This window comes from Escherichia albertii NBRC 107761 = DSM 17582, assembly GCF_000759775.1.
Taxonomy (GTDB): Bacteria; Pseudomonadota; Gammaproteobacteria; order Enterobacterales; family Enterobacteriaceae; genus Escherichia; species Escherichia albertii.
The window spans coordinates 1-15,095 of sequence record NZ_BBMY01000124.1 but is presented as its reverse complement, the minus strand read 5'-3'; the positions used below and the strand labels follow the sequence as shown (position 1 = coordinate 15,095).

Annotated in this window: 15 protein-coding genes and 1 tRNA gene; 7 read left to right on the top strand and 9 right to left on the bottom strand. The window is 49.6% G+C overall.

Going from position 1 to position 15,095, the window contains the following annotated elements; translation table 11 throughout:
- Positions 1-680: 680 nt before the first annotated feature.
- From EA14781_RS18380 to aspA, 6 genes are all read right to left on the bottom strand, one after another.
- Positions 681-756, bottom strand: a tRNA-Phe gene (locus EA14781_RS18380).
- Positions 757-862: 106 nt separating this feature from the next.
- On the bottom strand, positions 863-1,438 hold the full coding sequence (locus EA14781_RS18375) for a transcriptional regulator (protein ID WP_002459971.1): 576 nt from the start codon (positions 1,436-1,438) through the stop codon (positions 863-865).
- Positions 1,439-1,474: 36 nt separating this feature from the next.
- Complete coding sequence (gene dsbD / locus EA14781_RS18370) at positions 1,475-3,172, bottom strand: protein-disulfide reductase DsbD (protein WP_000068963.1); 1,698 nt, start codon at positions 3,170-3,172, stop codon at positions 1,475-1,477.
- Positions 3,148-3,486 carry a divalent cation tolerance protein CutA gene (gene cutA / locus EA14781_RS18365; protein WP_000883396.1) on the bottom strand — a complete coding sequence of 113 codons (339 nt, stop codon included), beginning with the start codon at positions 3,484-3,486 and terminating at the stop codon, positions 3,148-3,150. The genes dsbD and cutA overlap by 25 nt, the downstream gene beginning before the upstream one ends.
- Before the next feature lie 113 nt (positions 3,487-3,599).
- Positions 3,600-4,901 carry an anaerobic C4-dicarboxylate transporter DcuA gene (dcuA, locus tag EA14781_RS18360; protein ID WP_000961954.1) on the bottom strand — a complete coding sequence of 434 codons (1,302 nt, stop codon included), beginning with the start codon at positions 4,899-4,901 and terminating at the stop codon, positions 3,600-3,602.
- A 114-nt stretch (positions 4,902-5,015) separates the two neighbouring features.
- Complete coding sequence (gene aspA / locus EA14781_RS18355; protein WP_002459972.1) at positions 5,016-6,452, bottom strand: aspartate ammonia-lyase; 1,437 nt, start codon at positions 6,450-6,452, stop codon at positions 5,016-5,018.
- Positions 6,453-6,790: 338 nt separating this feature from the next.
- Between aspA and EA14781_RS18350 the strand changes: the two genes are divergently transcribed.
- Entirely contained in the window at positions 6,791-7,267 is a 477-nt protein-coding gene (locus EA14781_RS18350) for an FxsA family protein (RefSeq protein WP_001267457.1), read from the top strand.
- A 15-nt stretch (positions 7,268-7,282) separates the two neighbouring features.
- Here EA14781_RS18350 and yjeH read toward each other — a convergent pair whose 3' ends face one another.
- Complete coding sequence (gene yjeH, locus EA14781_RS18345) at positions 7,283-8,539, bottom strand: L-methionine/branched-chain amino acid transporter (protein ID WP_001292526.1); 1,257 nt, start codon at positions 8,537-8,539, stop codon at positions 7,283-7,285.
- Between the two features lie 275 nt (positions 8,540-8,814).
- On the opposite strand from yjeH, the gene EA14781_RS18340 reads away from it, so the two are divergent.
- The 3 genes from EA14781_RS18340 (at position 8,815) to EA14781_RS18330 (ending at position 11,289) form a co-directional block, all read left to right on the top strand.
- On the top strand, positions 8,815-9,108 hold the full coding sequence (locus EA14781_RS18340) for a co-chaperone GroES (protein ID WP_001026276.1): 294 nt from the start codon (positions 8,815-8,817) through the stop codon (positions 9,106-9,108).
- Positions 9,109-9,151: 43 nt separating this feature from the next.
- Positions 9,152-10,798, top strand: a complete 1,647-nt coding sequence (gene groL, locus EA14781_RS18335) for a chaperonin GroEL (RefSeq protein WP_000729112.1) — start codon at positions 9,152-9,154, stop codon at positions 10,796-10,798.
- A 137-nt stretch (positions 10,799-10,935) separates the two neighbouring features.
- A complete protein-coding gene (locus EA14781_RS18330) occupies positions 10,936-11,289 on the top strand; it encodes a DUF4156 domain-containing protein (protein WP_001340689.1) in 354 nt (117 codons plus the stop codon).
- 191 nt (positions 11,290-11,480) lie between these two features.
- Here the strand turns inward: EA14781_RS18330 and EA14781_RS18325 are convergent, their stop codons facing one another.
- Together EA14781_RS18325 and epmB are read right to left on the bottom strand one after the other, a co-directional pair.
- The gene (locus EA14781_RS18325; protein WP_000155821.1) at positions 11,481-12,350 is read right to left on the bottom strand and encodes a YjeJ family protein; all 870 of its coding nucleotides are present in this window, start codon (positions 12,348-12,350) and stop codon (positions 11,481-11,483) included.
- A gap of 259 nt (positions 12,351-12,609) precedes the next feature.
- On the bottom strand, positions 12,610-13,638 hold the full coding sequence (epmB, locus tag EA14781_RS18320; protein WP_000940495.1) for an EF-P beta-lysylation protein EpmB: 1,029 nt from the start codon (positions 13,636-13,638) through the stop codon (positions 12,610-12,612).
- Between the two features lie 41 nt (positions 13,639-13,679).
- Between epmB and efp the strand changes: the two genes are divergently transcribed.
- The 3 genes from efp (at position 13,680) to ecnB (ending at position 14,680) form a co-directional block, all read left to right on the top strand.
- A complete protein-coding gene (gene efp / locus EA14781_RS18315) occupies positions 13,680-14,246 on the top strand; it encodes an elongation factor P (RefSeq protein WP_000257279.1) in 567 nt (188 codons plus the stop codon).
- Positions 14,247-14,296: 50 nt separating this feature from the next.
- Entirely contained in the window at positions 14,297-14,422 is a 126-nt protein-coding gene (gene ecnA, locus EA14781_RS18310; RefSeq protein ID WP_000977752.1) for a lipoprotein antitoxin entericidin A, read from the top strand.
- Positions 14,423-14,533: 111 nt separating this feature from the next.
- Positions 14,534-14,680 (top strand): lipoprotein toxin entericidin B, encoded by a 147-nt coding sequence (gene ecnB, locus EA14781_RS18305; protein WP_000239593.1) that lies wholly within the window; start codon positions 14,534-14,536, stop codon positions 14,678-14,680.
- Positions 14,681-15,095: the final 415 nt, after the last annotated feature.

Below are 15,095 nucleotides of genomic sequence, written 5' to 3'. Positions count from 1 at the left end.
CAGGAGAGTTGTTCTCACCTATTTGTAATGAGCAGTGCCCCACATTTCTATCCTTTGGATACCAGATATAAACACTTCCACTTATTCTATTCATAATAGAAAATATATTCTGATGTAGTCTCCTGAAAATTTTTTTACAGTGTCTATGGAAACGAAATAACAACTAATATCTCAGGGGAGATGGTCAATTAATATGTATTATATCCTGTATTTCAGGAAGGATTATAATAATATTTTTTTTGCATAATCGGATGTGAATCGTTAACTGATTCACATCCTGCCAGAACACTCTGGGAATTAACACTTTTTTATAAGGTATCTACTGCTGAATATTGTTGTTTGTGGCGATGTATATGACTCAAAAGAATAAACCACAGAGCACCATGGATATATTACGGAGACGCCACTAACGGGGGCTATCAGGATGTACCAACAGGAACATGCCAGCCCCGTCAGTGGGCTTTACTGCCGGATTTTTGCGTCAGTCCGTTCCAGAGCTCAGCTTTCTGAATGCGTTAAAGAGAGTACAAATTCCGTCGAACTGGGGTATCCCTGCACAATGAGGTTTATGTGGGGAGAATCTGGTTGAGTCTGGTAGAAGTAATTTGGAGGCAGAACGCTTAAATACTGGCGTTCTGAAACGAAAAACGGACCTCCGTGGAGGTCCGTTGATATGAAATTGGTGCCCGGACTCGGAATCGAACCAAGGACACGGGGATTTTCAATCCCCTGCTCTACCGACTGAGCTATCCGGGCAACGGGGCGCATTAAACCGTAATCCGTACATCTCGTCAACCTAATTTCAGAAAAAGTGATTCAACTGCTTAAGATTGCGGCAAAATGCCTGTTTTCTGAGTTTTGGTCAGGTCAATGCCCCGCCCTGGCGGCAGCGAGCGAAGCGCAGGATATCTTCCGCCAGTCGGTGTGCAGTGTCGACATCTGCCTGGCTACGATTCACCAGCATACGACTTAAACACCCTTCCAGCACCAGTTCCATCTGCCTCGCAACCATTGCGGGATCATCAACTTCCAGCGTGGTTAGCAGTTCATGGGTGAACTCATAAGCCGCGCTTTTTTGCTGATCGGCCAGTTGATGAATAGGGTGCTCTGGATCGGGATAAAACGTACAGGCAGCGATAAACAGGCAGCCCGGATAGCGGTTGTTTTTCACGCACTCTGATAACGCCGGGTAACGTGCCAGCAGTTTTTGCTCTGCGGATTGCGTTTCGTCCAGCATCAGTTGACGACGCCAGGCATCGATTTGTTGGCTAAGATAGCGCAGAGCGTCATAGAGGATCGCCTCTTTGTCCGGCCAGAAACGCTGGAGCTCCTCCAGAGGATAATCCACACGTTCAGCAACCATCTCCAGCGTGGTGTTGGCAATCCCTTGTAGTTCTAATAATTTCAGGGTTTCTCCCAGAACATCTTCACGTTGCACGCTATTTTCCTCCGTCTTTCCCACTGCAAGTGTTGTTCACGGTTGGCGATCGCGCAAATGCGCGCTGAAGGTTTCAGCATCCATAAAGCCCGTGACGCGTGCTTGTGGATGCTCCTGGCCCTGTCCGTCAAAAAAGAGAATTGTCGGCAGGCCAAGGACATTCAGATGCTTTAATAGCGCCACATCTTGTGCGTCGTTGGCGGTCACATTAGCCTGAAGTAAGACTGTGCCTCCCAACGCTTTTTGCACTTGCGGGTCGCTGAAGGTGTACTTCTCGAACTCTTTACAGGCAACGCACCAGTCGGCATAAAGATCTAACATCACCGGCTTGCCTTTGGCTTCGGTGAGCGCGTGATTTAACTCATCCACTGTTTTGATTTGTTTAAAGTTGAGATGTGACTGAGATTGCACTGTATTGGTGGCGCCAAATGCCCAGTCCTGTAGCGGACGTACACTAATCAGTGCCGCTGCCAGCAGGATAATTTGTACGATACACATCCACCCGCGTTTGGCTTGTAAGCTGGTGACAAAGGCCCAGCCAAAGAATGCGACGCCAAGCGCCGACCACAAGCGTAATCCCCAGACATCGCCAATCACTCGCTCCAACAGAAAGGCTGGCAGTGCGAGGATCACAAAACCAAACGCGGTTTTGACCTGTTCCATCCACGGACCGCTTTTCGGTAGCAGGCGGTTGCCGAAGACGGTAATTAGCATCAGCGGCAGGCCCATGCCCAGCGCATAGAGGTAAAGTGTGCCGCCGCCCAGCCACATGTTCCCACTTTGGGCGATATACAGCAGAATCGCGCTGAGTGGCGCGGTAGTGCACGGTGAACAGATCAATCCGGCAATTGCCCCCATAACAAACACACCGCCGGGTGAGCCGCCTTGTTGGCGGTTGCTCATTAACGTGAGGCGCGTTTGTAGCGAGGAGGGGAGCTGTAAGGTGAATAAGCCGAACATCGACATCGCCAGCAAAGTAAAAACGATGGCCAGGCCGATAAGCACATAAGGATGCTGTAGCGCCGCCTGGAACTGTAATCCTGCGGCGGCAACCACCAGACCCAGCGCCGTGTAGGTTAGCGCCATCCCTTGAACATAAATAAAGGCCAGCGCCAATGCTCTGGCGGTCGATAATCGCTGTTTACCGCCCAACACGATGCCGGAAATCAGCGGGTACATCGGCAACACGCATGGCGTAAAGGCGATACCGATACCGATCAACAACGCCCAGAGTGCAGAAAAGGGGAGTTGCGCGGCGGTTTGCTCTTGCTGCGGAACAGATACCGGTTGTGGCGTCACGCTGTTGGCGACCACTGCGCTTAACGGTACGGTTTTGGTCTCAGGCGGATAACAGAAACCCGCGTCAGCGCAGCCCTGGTAAGTAACCGTTAATGTTGCACCAGGTGTTGCCTGGTTGATCGTGACGGGGAGCCTCAACCGTTTACGGTAAATCTCGCTCTTGCCGTAAAACTCATCCTCATGCCAGACGCCCGGCGGTAACTGCACGTCAGCAATCTTCGCCTGCTCCGGCGTGATGCGGATCTGTTTACGGTAGAGGTAATACCCGTCTTTGATCTGCCAGGTCAGATTAAGGTCATGTTGGGTTTGCTGAAAATCAAAAGCAAAGGCTTGATCCGCAGGGACAAATTGTGAACGTCCCGGCGCGTCGAATAATCCGGCAAAAACGGAAGTGCTGCAAAGTAGCAGGATCAGCGTAAAGATGCGTTGAGCCATGAGAGGTAATCTGTGTCTCCGAGTGTAACAGGTAAAACCAGAAGCTCCGGGGTTTGATACGGATGGTGAGACTTCAGGCATTCCAGCAGCGCCTGCTGGTGAGATACGGTAGTTTTAAATATCATCTGCACTTCGTATTCTTGTTCCAGCTTACCTTCCCAGTAATAGAGAGAGGTTGCGCCGGGGATCAAGGTCGCGCAGGCCGCCAGTTTCTCCGCCAGTGCTTTGGCGGCTAAATCCTGGGCCGTCGCTTCATCAGGCGCGGTACACAGCACCACGACAGACGCGGCATTCGAACTTTTTTCATCAAGCATAAACACCTCGCAAGAACAGATGAAACCGCAAGATAGGTCACTATACAACGGACGAAGGAAGGATGTTAGTCGGCGAGAAAGAAAGCGGGGCATGAATGCCCCGCGATTTGTCATTACAGCATCACGCTGCCCAGCAGGAAGCCGAAGCAAACGGCCAGAGCAACACCCAGAGTTCCCGGGATAAAGAACGGGTGGTTGAAGACGAATTTACCGATACGGGTTGTACCCGTGTCATCCATCTGTACCGCAGCAACCAGCGTCGGATAGGTCGGCAGAATGAACAGACCAGATACGGCAGCGAAAGATGCTACAGCGGTCAGTGGAGAAACATTCAGCGCCAGAGCCATCGGCATCAGTGCTTTTGCGGTTGCAGCCTGAGAGTACAGCAGAGCAGAAGCAAAGAAGAAGATGACGGCCAGCAGCCACGGATGGCCCTGAATCACTTCACCTGCGGTATCTTTGATCCAGTCGATGTTGTTGGAAACGAAAGTATCGCCCAGCCACGCAACCCCCAGGATACAAATACAGGCGCTCATACCCGCTTTGAAGGTGCTGGAGTTGAGGATGTTGTCGGTGTCCACTTTGCAAAGAACGGTGGTCAGGGTTGCAACACTCAGCATGATGATCAGGATTGCGTTGGTGGTGTTCATCAGCGGCTTCTCAACCAGTCCCATACTCGGGCTGTTGACAATTGCATAGATAACCACGCCAACTACGCCCAGCAGGAACAGCCAGACGGATGCTTTCGCGCCTTGTTTGATTTCAATCTGCTTCTCACCGCGCAGCTCAACCAGGCCTTCTTCCAGACGCTTGCGATAAATCGGATCGTCAGACAGTTTGGAGTTGAACAGCATGGTTACCAGGAAGGACATCACCAGAACCGCCAACAGAGTGGATGGGATGACCACAGAAAGCAGATGGAGATAGCTGATGCCATGACCTTCCATCACGGAAGACATGTAAACGACTGCTGCAGAGATTGGCGATGCGGTGATCGCAATCTGTGCGGAAACTACCGCTGTAGATAACGGACGACAAGGTTTAACGCCTTGTTCCTTCGCAACTTCAGCGATAACGGGCAGCGTTGCCAAAGAAATGTTACCAGTACCCGCAAAAATAGTCAGGAAATAGGTCACGATTGGTGCAAGGATCGTGATGTATTTCGGGTTACGGCGCAGCAGCTTTTCTGTCTGATGAACCAGATAGTCCAGACCGCCAGCAACCTGCATGGCAGAAATTGCGGCGATTACCGCCATGATAATGGAAATGACATCGAACGGGATGTTACCAGGTTTGACGCCAATAGCGGCAAGAACCAGTACCCCCAATCCGCCAGCAAAACCAATACCAATTCCCCCGAGTCTGGCGCCCAAGAAGATCGCCAGCAAAACGATGATGAGTTCTACAACTAGCATATTAGCCTTCCTTGTTTTTTAACAAGTTGATATTAAATTGTTGTTTTTTAGTTACTGCTCACAAGAAAAAAGGCACGTCATCTGACGTGCCTTTCTTTGTACTACCCTGTACGATTACTGTTCGCTTTCATCAGTATAGCGTTTTGCTTTGTAAGCCGGATGCATCAGGTTCTGTACGGAGAAAATATCGTCTAGTTCCGCTTCAGTCAACAGGCCGCGCTCCAGAACGACTTCACGCACGCTCTTACCGGTTTCGGCACAGATTTTACCCACGATGTCACCGTTGTGGTGGCCGATGAATGGGTTGAGATAAGTAACGATACCGATAGAGTTGTAAACGTAGCCTTCGCACACTTCTTTGTTAGCAGTGATGCCATTGATGCATTTTTCTAACAGGTTGTAGCAAGCATTGGTCAGAATGTGAACGGATTCAAACATTGCCTGGCCAATGACCGGTTCCATAACGTTCAGTTGTAACTGACCAGCTTCCGCCGCCATGGTGACCGTGGTGTCGTTACCAATAACTTTGAAGCAGACCTGGTTAACCACTTCAGGAACAACCGGGTTTACTTTCGCTGGCATGATGGAAGAGCCCGCCTGCAGTTCCGGCAGGTTGATCTCGTTCAGGCCGGCACGTGGGCCAGAAGAGAGCAGGCGCAGGTCGTTACAGATTTTAGACATCTTCACAGCCAGGCGTTTCAGTGCGCCGTGAACCATAACATAAGCGCCGCAGTCAGAGGTTGCTTCGATCAGGTCTTCAGCCGGTACGCATGGGAAGCCGGTGACCTCTGCCAGTTTTTTCACTGCCAGCGGAGAGTACTCTTTCGGCGTGTTCAGGCCAGTACCGATTGCCGTTGCACCGAGGTTAACTTCCAGCAACAGTTCAGCAGTACGTTCGATGTTTTTCACTTCTTCTTTCAGCAGGATGCTGAAAGCGCGGAATTCCTGACCAAGGGTCATCGGCACTGCGTCCTGCAGCTGAGTACGGCCCATTTTCAGGATGTCCTGGAATTTGACAGCTTTACGCTCAAAACCTTCACGCAGTTGGTTAATGGCATCGACCAGTTTAATCAGAGAAGAGTAAACCGCGATGCGGAAACCGGTTGGGTAGGCGTCGTTAGTGGACTGACATTTGTTAACGTGGTCGTTCGGATTCAGGTACTGGTATTCACCTTTCTGGTGCCCCATCAGTTCCAGACCGATATTGGCCAGCACTTCGTTGGTGTTCATGTTTACGGAAGTACCTGCGCCGCCCTGGTAGACGTCTACCGGGAACTGATCCATGCATTTTCCGTTGTTCAGGACTTCATCACATGCGGCAATGATGGCATTCGCTACACTTTTAGGAATGGTTTGCAGCTCTTTGTTTGCCATAGCTGCGGCTTTTTTAACCATTACCATACCGCGAACAAATTCAGGAATATCGCTGATTTTGTTGTTGCTGATGTAGAAGTTTTCAATCGCTCTCAGAGTGTGAACCCCATAGTAGGCATCAGCTGGAACTTCCCTGGTACCCAACAGATCTTCTTCGATACGAATGTTGTTTGACATGTGAACCTTCTTTTTCAAGCTGCCAATGATTTGCTTTAAACACACAGAATATATGTGGTTTCGAATGTTTTTCGACCGACGATTATCCCCTGCATCGGCCGAATACCCGAGCATCATATGCTGCTTGAGAATTTCTACCGTAATCTGGATCACTTTAATTGTCGGTTTTTACCCCTTAATGATTAATTTGTGAAATAGATCACCGCATTGGGATTACTACCAAAAATAGTTGCGCAAGAGTCTTGAAATTTTGCTAATGACCACAATATAAGCTAAACGCGATTCGCAACCCATTTCAGGTGACCGGGCTTAACCGGTTGCTATTACAGGAGAAACCTTTGCGCTGGTTACCTTTCATTCTCATTTTCCTTTATGTCTATATTGAGATTTCAATCTTTATTCAGGTTGCCCATGTATTGGGAGTATTGCTAACTCTCGTGCTGGTTATATTCACGTCAGTTATTGGTATGTCACTGGTACGTAACCAGGGCTTTAAGAATTTTGTGTTGATGCAACAAAAAATGGCGGCGGGTGAAAATCCTGCGGCGGAGATGGTTAAAAGCGTTTCGTTGATTATTGCCGGTTTGTTGCTTTTATTACCGGGATTTTTCACCGATTTTCTTGGCCTTCTTCTTTTATTACCGCCAGTGCAGAAACATCTGACTGTGAAACTGATGCCACATCTGCGCTTTTCCCGTATGCCGGGCGGCGGTTTTGGCGCCAGTGCTGGCGGCGGCAATACCTTTGATGGTGAGTATCAGAGGAAGGATGATGACCTCGACCGCCTTGATCATAAAGATGATCGCCAGAATTAATATCGAAACGCCGGATTATGGTGTTATGCCTCTTTCCGGCGTTTTTCGTTTGGGCAGGAATAACCACAGGCCCGCCAGCATGATCAGCGCGTACAGGCTCTTCCTGCCGACCATCGCCAGTAACATTACACATAACAGCCCGCCAGTTACCGCCAGTATCCGATAGCGTCCTTGTAATAATTTACAGCCTGCTAGCATGCATAACAGATAAATCATAATAAAGATGCCGTTGGCATAAATAATAAGTGCGTCCAGATTGATCTCTAAAGCATGGAGCACCAACGTACTCGCCGCGCAACAGCCAAGCACGGTATTAAGGGCATTATGCGGAATATGGCGAGAAGAGAGGCGCGCCAGGTAATGGTCTGGATTATGCTGCGCCTGTGACCAGACCAGGCGGGCGAAACTCTGTATATAAATGTTGAGACTGGCAAAGCAGGCCAGATAGCCAATCACGCAGGCAATCCATAACGCTCCTACACCGAACAGTTGCACTACAATTTTTGGAAGCGATGCTGCCGCCGCCATTTTTTCACCATAGGCGTCGAAGTGTAAGACGGCTACCGTACAGCCCCAGTAGACTAATCCTGCCAGCAGCAGACCAATCATCAAAGCACGAGGAAAATCACGCTCTGGATTTTTAAACTCCGAGGCGAGATGTGCAAATGCCTCCAGACCGACAAAGCACCAGAACATCACCGATAACGCAGAAAATAACCCGGTAAATTCGATATTACCTGGCGCAGGGAAGGGGATATTTGCAGGTTTGATATCGCCAGCCCACCAGATGGCGGCAATCAACGCGACGATAAGCCCGGCAATAATCGTTTGCAGATTAGCGCTGGAGCTGGCGCCGCGAGTACCGATATACCATACCAGCGCCAGCGTGCCGAGTTCCGCCAGAAGCAACTGCCAGCTGTGCCAGCCAAACATCGCCTGGCCGAATCCGGCAGCAATTTGTAGCGCAGCGGGCAAACCCACGGGAATGACCGATAAAAACAGCCAGCCGGTGACTCGCTCAAGTCGCGAGCCGAACGCCATACCGACGAAGTGCGCGACACCACCTGCGCTGGGATAGCGGCGACCCAGAATCGCAAACACGATTGCGATTGGGAAAACTAAGATGATAAGAACGGGCCAGGCCCACAGGCTGTTATTGCCCGCCCCCAGAGCGGCTAAGGCAGGAACAGCAAACACGCCAGTGCCCAATAATGACGTTGATAACAGACCAATGCCCTGGGCCAGTCCCAGTTCTTGTTTGAGTTCACTCATGGGGTGATGTCCGGTTTCGCCCGCTTTTTGGGCAACTGCGTAGGTTTTCGATGGTAGCACAATCAGATTCGCTTATGATGGCGATGGGGAAATTGCGAGGAAACGTGAGGTGAATCAGGGTTTTTACCTGATTTTGTGCTGATCAGAATTTTTTTTCTTTTACCCCCTTGAAGGGGAGATTCCTCATCCCCATTTCTCAGGTCACCAGCCGGGAAACCACGTAAGGTCCGGCGCCACCCATAACAGATACGGACTTTCTCAAAGGAGAGTTATCAATGAATATTCGTCCATTGCATGATCGCGTGATCGTCAAGCGCAAAGAAGTTGAAACTAAATCTGCTGGCGGCATCGTTCTGACCGGCTCTGCAGCGGCTAAATCTACCCGCGGCGAAGTGCTGGCTGTCGGCAATGGCCGTATCCTCGAAAATGGCGAAGTGAAGCCGCTGGACGTGAAAGTTGGCGACATCGTTATTTTCAACGATGGCTACGGTGTGAAATCTGAGAAGATCGACAATGAAGAAGTGTTGATCATGTCCGAAAGCGATATCCTGGCAATTGTTGAAGCGTAATCCGCGCACGACACTGAACATACGAATTTAAGGAATAAAGATAATGGCAGCTAAAGACGTAAAATTCGGTAACGACGCTCGTGTGAAAATGCTGCGCGGCGTAAACGTACTGGCAGATGCAGTGAAAGTTACCCTCGGTCCGAAAGGCCGTAACGTAGTTCTGGATAAATCTTTCGGTGCACCGACCATCACCAAAGATGGTGTTTCTGTTGCTCGTGAAATCGAACTGGAAGACAAGTTCGAAAACATGGGTGCGCAGATGGTGAAAGAGGTTGCCTCTAAAGCGAACGACGCTGCGGGCGACGGTACTACCACTGCAACCGTACTGGCTCAGGCTATCATCACTGAAGGTCTGAAAGCTGTTGCTGCGGGCATGAACCCGATGGACCTGAAACGTGGTATCGATAAAGCTGTTTCCGCTGCAGTTGAAGAACTGAAAGCGCTGTCTGTACCGTGCTCTGACTCTAAAGCGATTGCTCAGGTTGGTACTATCTCCGCTAACTCCGACGAAACCGTAGGTAAACTGATCGCCGAAGCGATGGACAAAGTCGGTAAAGAAGGTGTTATCACCGTTGAAGACGGTACCGGTCTGCAAGACGAACTGGACGTGGTTGAAGGTATGCAGTTTGACCGCGGCTACCTGTCTCCTTACTTCATCAACAAGCCGGAAACTGGCGCTGTTGAACTGGAAAGCCCGTTCATCCTGCTGGCTGACAAGAAAATCTCCAACATCCGCGAAATGCTGCCGGTTCTGGAAGCTGTTGCAAAAGCAGGCAAACCGCTGCTGATCATCGCTGAAGATGTTGAAGGCGAAGCGCTGGCAACTCTGGTTGTTAACACCATGCGCGGCATCGTGAAAGTGGCTGCGGTTAAAGCACCGGGCTTCGGCGATCGTCGTAAAGCTATGCTGCAGGATATCGCAACTCTGACTGGTGGTACCGTAATCTCTGAAGAGATCGGTATGGAGCTGGAAAAAGCAACCCTGGAAGACCTGGGTCAGGCTAAACGCGTTGTGATCAACAAAGACACCACCACTATCATCGATGGTGTGGGTGAAGAAGCTGCAATCCAGGGCCGTGTTGCTCAGATCCGTCAGCAGATTGAAGAAGCAACTTCTGACTACGACCGTGAAAAACTGCAGGAGCGCGTAGCGAAACTGGCAGGCGGTGTTGCAGTTATCAAAGTAGGTGCTGCTACCGAAGTTGAAATGAAAGAGAAAAAAGCGCGCGTTGAAGATGCCCTGCACGCGACCCGTGCTGCGGTAGAAGAAGGCGTGGTTGCTGGTGGTGGTGTTGCGCTGATTCGCGTCGCGTCTAAACTGGCTGACCTGCGTGGTCACAACGAAGACCAGAACGTGGGTATCAAAGTTGCACTGCGTGCGATGGAAGCTCCGCTGCGCCAGATCGTACTGAACTGCGGCGAAGAACCGTCTGTTGTTGCTAACACTGTTAAAGGTGGCGACGGCAACTACGGTTACAACGCAGCAACCGAAGAATATGGCAACATGATCGACATGGGTATCCTGGATCCAACCAAAGTAACTCGTTCTGCTCTGCAGTACGCAGCTTCTGTGGCTGGCCTGATGATCACCACCGAGTGCATGGTTACCGACCTGCCGAAAAACGATGCAGCTGACTTAGGCGCTGCTGGCGGTATGGGCGGCATGGGTGGTATGGGCGGCATGATGTAATTGCCCTGCACCTCGCAGAAATAGTGAAACCCTCAGGCAGAAATGTCTGGGGGTTTTTCTTTTGGTCATCTTTCTAGTATAAGATTCAGACACGGACGACGCGAGTGACGTCCAGCTCATTGATTATGGGGAATAACATGCACGTAAAATACTTAGCAGGGATTGTTGGTGCCGCGCTACTGATGGCGGGTTGTAGCTCCAGCAACGAATTGAGTGCAGCTGGTCAGAGTGTACGCATTGTGGACGAGCAGCCTGGCGCAGAGTGCCAGCTGATTGGTACCGCGACAGGCAAGCAAAATAACTGGCTTTCCGGGCAACACGGTGAAGAGGGCGGTTCTATGCGCGGTGCGGCAAACGATCTGCGTAATCAGGCGGCAGCAATGGGCGGTAACGTGATTTATGGTATCAGCAGCCCGACACAAGGTATGTTGTCCAGCTTTGTTCCGACTGACAGTCAGATTATCGGCCAGGTATATAAGTGCCCGAACTGATGTGATTCAGAAGCTGGATGGTAAACGTGTCATTGCCTGATGCGCTTCGCTTATCAAGCCTACATCGTGTACTGCAACTAATTGAATGTTCGAGAGTTTGTAGGCCGGATAAGGCGTTTACGGCTTAACGATCACGTTATCTGCAATCTGAGGCTGGATGGCTCTCCAGCCTCGCATTAGCAAAGATAAGATTATTTCGTCTGTGGTGCGGCTTTGCTGATGGATTGAACACGTAAGTGATGCAGTGCGCGCAGGCATTGATCCTGACTCAGTGGTTGGGCGTTATTTGCAGCCACGGTACGGACATAAACCTGACATGGCACGCCAGCAAGTTTTTTCAGTCTTGGGCTGAAATCAAGCATTCGACGAGTGATTGCTTCAACTTCTTTACCCGGCGTCGCTTCACGCGTTTTTACCACAGCTCCGCTAAATTGCTCTTTACCACTCTCATCTTTAAAACGATAAAGTACCGCCAGATAGTGGGTAAACAGGTTATGTTTCCATTCCGGCTGGGAATAGGTGTCATATTCCAGATTCCCATTATCCTGGCAGTCGACATAATACAGTGGCAGAAAATCTAACAGCGATGTAATACGTAACGCCAGTTCACGCATTTCTGCATTATTAATTGCGTGAATGATTGCTCGCGCCAGCATCTCCATCTGCAACTCATTCACTGCTAATTCACATTTGCTGCCATCATGCAGAGTTAATGCAAACGTGAGGTTTTCTCCCTGATTATCTGCAAGCGCCAGCGTGTTAACGCGGCGATTAATATCGGCATTTCTAAGCTCATCAACCTTAATTTCCGGGATGTTTTCCGCCATCTTTTTCATAGCTTTATCGCGCGCTTGCTCATACTGAAGTCGGGCATCAGCGTCGAGCTTATGTTTCTGATACAGACGACTTTCCAGCGCAATCAGCAAGTCCCGTAATTCCATAACAGACATGAAGAATAATGATTCTTTATTGCGAGGTTCTTTAATTTTCAGCGCCAGTGCAATGAAATTATTACTCTTACGAATAACACCAGTATTAACGCCCTTGATGCTTATGGTCATGTAGGTTCTCCCTAACCATTTCTCAATTAAATAATTAATTTTAATTTATAATTCAGATGAATTATTTTCATAGTAATGGTTGTTAAAATAGCACAACTCAGGGGGCTCGCTCTATATAAACAAAAAAGAATGATTAATTATTTGTATCAATTATAAAAACCATGAAAAATATCATTTCAAGTGAATAATCACAGCGAATTTTATCCGATATCCGTAAGTTTGCTGTAACGGCGTAGATTAAACGTCCCTGTCTAATCAGTTACTGCTGGCGTAGCTGGAGATCCAGCGGCGTTTTACTGGGTTCGCCGCCAATCTCGCGCGCCAGTTTCGGTACCAGATATCCGGATACCAGCGTCAGCAACTCACGCATAATCTGCCGTGCTTCGTCATCACTCACCATAAAATGCGCAGCGCCCTGCACTTTATCGAGTACATGCAGGTAATACGGCATCACGCCCGCATCAAACAATGCATTACTCAGGTTGGCCAGTGTTTGCGCGTTATCGTTCACGCCACGCAGTAAAACACTCTGATTAAGCAGGGTGACGCCGACCCGGCGCAATTTAGCCATCGCCTGACGGAACGTTTCATCTACCTCATTGGCATGGTTGATATGATTCACTAGCAAGATTTGCAGCGTAGAACGAGCAAAGCGTTCAACCAGCGCTTCTGTGATGCGTGCCGGAATCACAATCGGCAGACGACTGTGAATGCGCAGACGCTTGATATGCGGGATGGTTTCCAGTTGCGTGAGCAACCAGTCCAGCTCGTGATCTTTCGCCATCAACGGATCGCCGCCGGAGAAAATGATTTCGTCCAGCTCTGGATGCGCAGCAACATACTCAAGCGCCACCTTCCAGTTACGCTTGTTGCCTTGATTCTCGGCATACGGGAAATGGCGGCGGAAACAATAGCGGCAATTTACCGCGCAGCCGCCTTTGACCAGCAGTAGCGCCCGGTTATGGTATTTGTGCAACAATCCTGGTACCACACTGTGCTGCTCTTCCAGTGGATCGGTGGAGAATCCGGGGGCGGCGATGTACTCATCTTGTGAAGTAAGTACCTGACGCAAAAGTGGATCATCAGGATTGCCTTTCTCCATGCGTTCAATAAATGAGCGAGGTACACGCAGGGCAAACAGCTTTTTGGCACTACGACCGGCTAACAGTTTTTCGTTCGCGTCTATCTTCAAAAGACGCAGAAGTTCATCGGGATCGGTCACAACATCGGCAAGTTGCGTTAACCAATCTTCTCTGGATGGGGTATTTAGGGTTACAATGTGCGCCATTTTGTGGCTTAGCTACCAATTAACAAATTTCAGAGGGCCTTATGGCAACATACTATAGCAACGATTTTCGTGCTGGTCTTAAAATCATGTTAGATGGCGAACCTTATGCGGTTGAAGCCAGTGAGTTCGTGAAACCGGGTAAAGGTCAGGCATTCGCTCGCGTTAAACTGCGTCGTTTGCTGACGGGGACTCGCGTAGAAAAAACGTTCAAATCTACTGATTCCGCTGAAGGCGCTGATGTTGTCGATATGAACCTGACTTACCTGTACAACGATGGTGAGTTCTGGCACTTCATGAACAACGAAACCTTCGAACAGCTTTCTGCTGATGCTAAAGCCATTGGCGACAACGCTAAATGGCTGCTGGATCAGGCAGAGTGCATCGTAACCCTGTGGAATGGTCAGCCGATTTCCGTAACTCCGCCGAACTTTGTTGAACTGGAAGTCGTTGATACTGATCCGGGTCTGAAAGGCGATACCGCAGGTACTGGCGGCAAACCAGCGACCCTGTCTACTGGCGCTGTGGTTAAAGTTCCGCTGTTCGTACAGATCGGCGAAGTCATCAAAGTGGATACCCGCTCTGGTGAGTATGTTTCTCGCGTGAAGTAATGCGGTTGTGGTGCGGCCTTTTGGTCGCACCATCACTTTTCAGGTTAGATATGATGAAACGTCTTATCCTTCTTGCTTTACTTGCCAGCACGCTGCTTACAGGCTGTAACACCGCTCGCGGTTTCGGTGAAGATATCAAACATCTCGGCAATTCTATTTCCCGCGCAGCCAGCTAATTTTTTCTTCTTTTCTGAAAAAACATCGTATTTCCGTCATTTTTCGTGATGTTGTCTATTATTAATTTGCTATAGGCAAACACAAATAACATTACTTAAAAGGAAGACGTTATGGTTAAGAAGACAATTGCAGCGATCTTTTCTGTTCTGGTGCTTTCCTCCGTATTAACCGCCTGTAACACCACGCGCGGCGTCGGTGAAGATATTTCCGAAGGTGGCAGCGCAATTTCTGGTGCAGCGACAAAAGCACAGCAATAAGCAATAACAGTGCGGCAGCTGTGCCGTGCCGTTTGAGGCTTATGGTAAACGCAAAACTGCCTGATGCGCTTCGCTTATCAGGCCTACATTTCCCATACATTATATTGAACTTGCACGATTTTGTAGGCCGGATAAGGCGTTTACGCCGCATCCGGCATAAACCACGCGTGTTTTGTCAACAATGTGTAACGGTGCGACAGCTGTGTCGTGCCGTTTGTTTTTTCTGCGATAGTCACTAAGGTAATAGTTGAAATTCCCCTGCCACCAGGCAAAATATCCGTTCAACTACCAGCTTTGCGGGACGACCTGCAAACGCGTCTTTTCATCGGGGACGGCCCCAATTCTTCGGAGCCTGATATGTCCTGGATTATCTTAGTTATTGCTGGTCTGCTGGAAGTGGTATGGGCCGTTGGGG

Excerpts from the sequence above, each read along its gene's own strand:
- EA14781_RS18325 (WP_000155821.1), bottom strand. The coding sequence starts at position 12,350 with ATGACCATAAGCATCAAGGGCGTTAATACTGGTGTTATTCGTAAGAGT.
- ecnA (WP_000977752.1), top strand. The coding sequence starts at position 14,297 with ATGATGAAACGTCTTATCCTTCTTGCTTTACTTGCCAGCACGCTGCTT.
- efp (WP_000257279.1), top strand. The coding sequence starts at position 13,680 with ATGGCAACATACTATAGCAACGATTTTCGTGCTGGTCTTAAAATCATG.
- cutA (WP_000883396.1), bottom strand. The coding sequence starts at position 3,486 with ATGCTTGATGAAAAAAGTTCGAATGCCGCGTCTGTCGTGGTGCTGTGT.
- EA14781_RS18330 (WP_001340689.1), top strand. The coding sequence starts at position 10,936 with ATGCACGTAAAATACTTAGCAGGGATTGTTGGTGCCGCGCTACTGATG.
- dcuA (WP_000961954.1), bottom strand. The coding sequence starts at position 4,901 with ATGCTAGTTGTAGAACTCATCATCGTTTTGCTGGCGATCTTCTTGGGC.
- EA14781_RS18340 (WP_001026276.1), top strand. The coding sequence starts at position 8,815 with ATGAATATTCGTCCATTGCATGATCGCGTGATCGTCAAGCGCAAAGAA.
- epmB (WP_000940495.1), bottom strand. The coding sequence starts at position 13,638 with ATGGCGCACATTGTAACCCTAAATACCCCATCCAGAGAAGATTGGTTA.
- yjeH (WP_001292526.1), bottom strand. The coding sequence starts at position 8,539 with ATGAGTGAACTCAAACAAGAACTGGGACTGGCCCAGGGCATTGGTCTG.
- aspA (WP_002459972.1), bottom strand. The coding sequence starts at position 6,452 with ATGTCAAACAACATTCGTATCGAAGAAGATCTGTTGGGTACCAGGGAA.
- groL (WP_000729112.1), top strand. The coding sequence starts at position 9,152 with ATGGCAGCTAAAGACGTAAAATTCGGTAACGACGCTCGTGTGAAAATG.
- ecnB (WP_000239593.1), top strand. The coding sequence starts at position 14,534 with ATGGTTAAGAAGACAATTGCAGCGATCTTTTCTGTTCTGGTGCTTTCC.
- dsbD (WP_000068963.1), bottom strand. The coding sequence starts at position 3,172 with ATGGCTCAACGCATCTTTACGCTGATCCTGCTACTTTGCAGCACTTCC.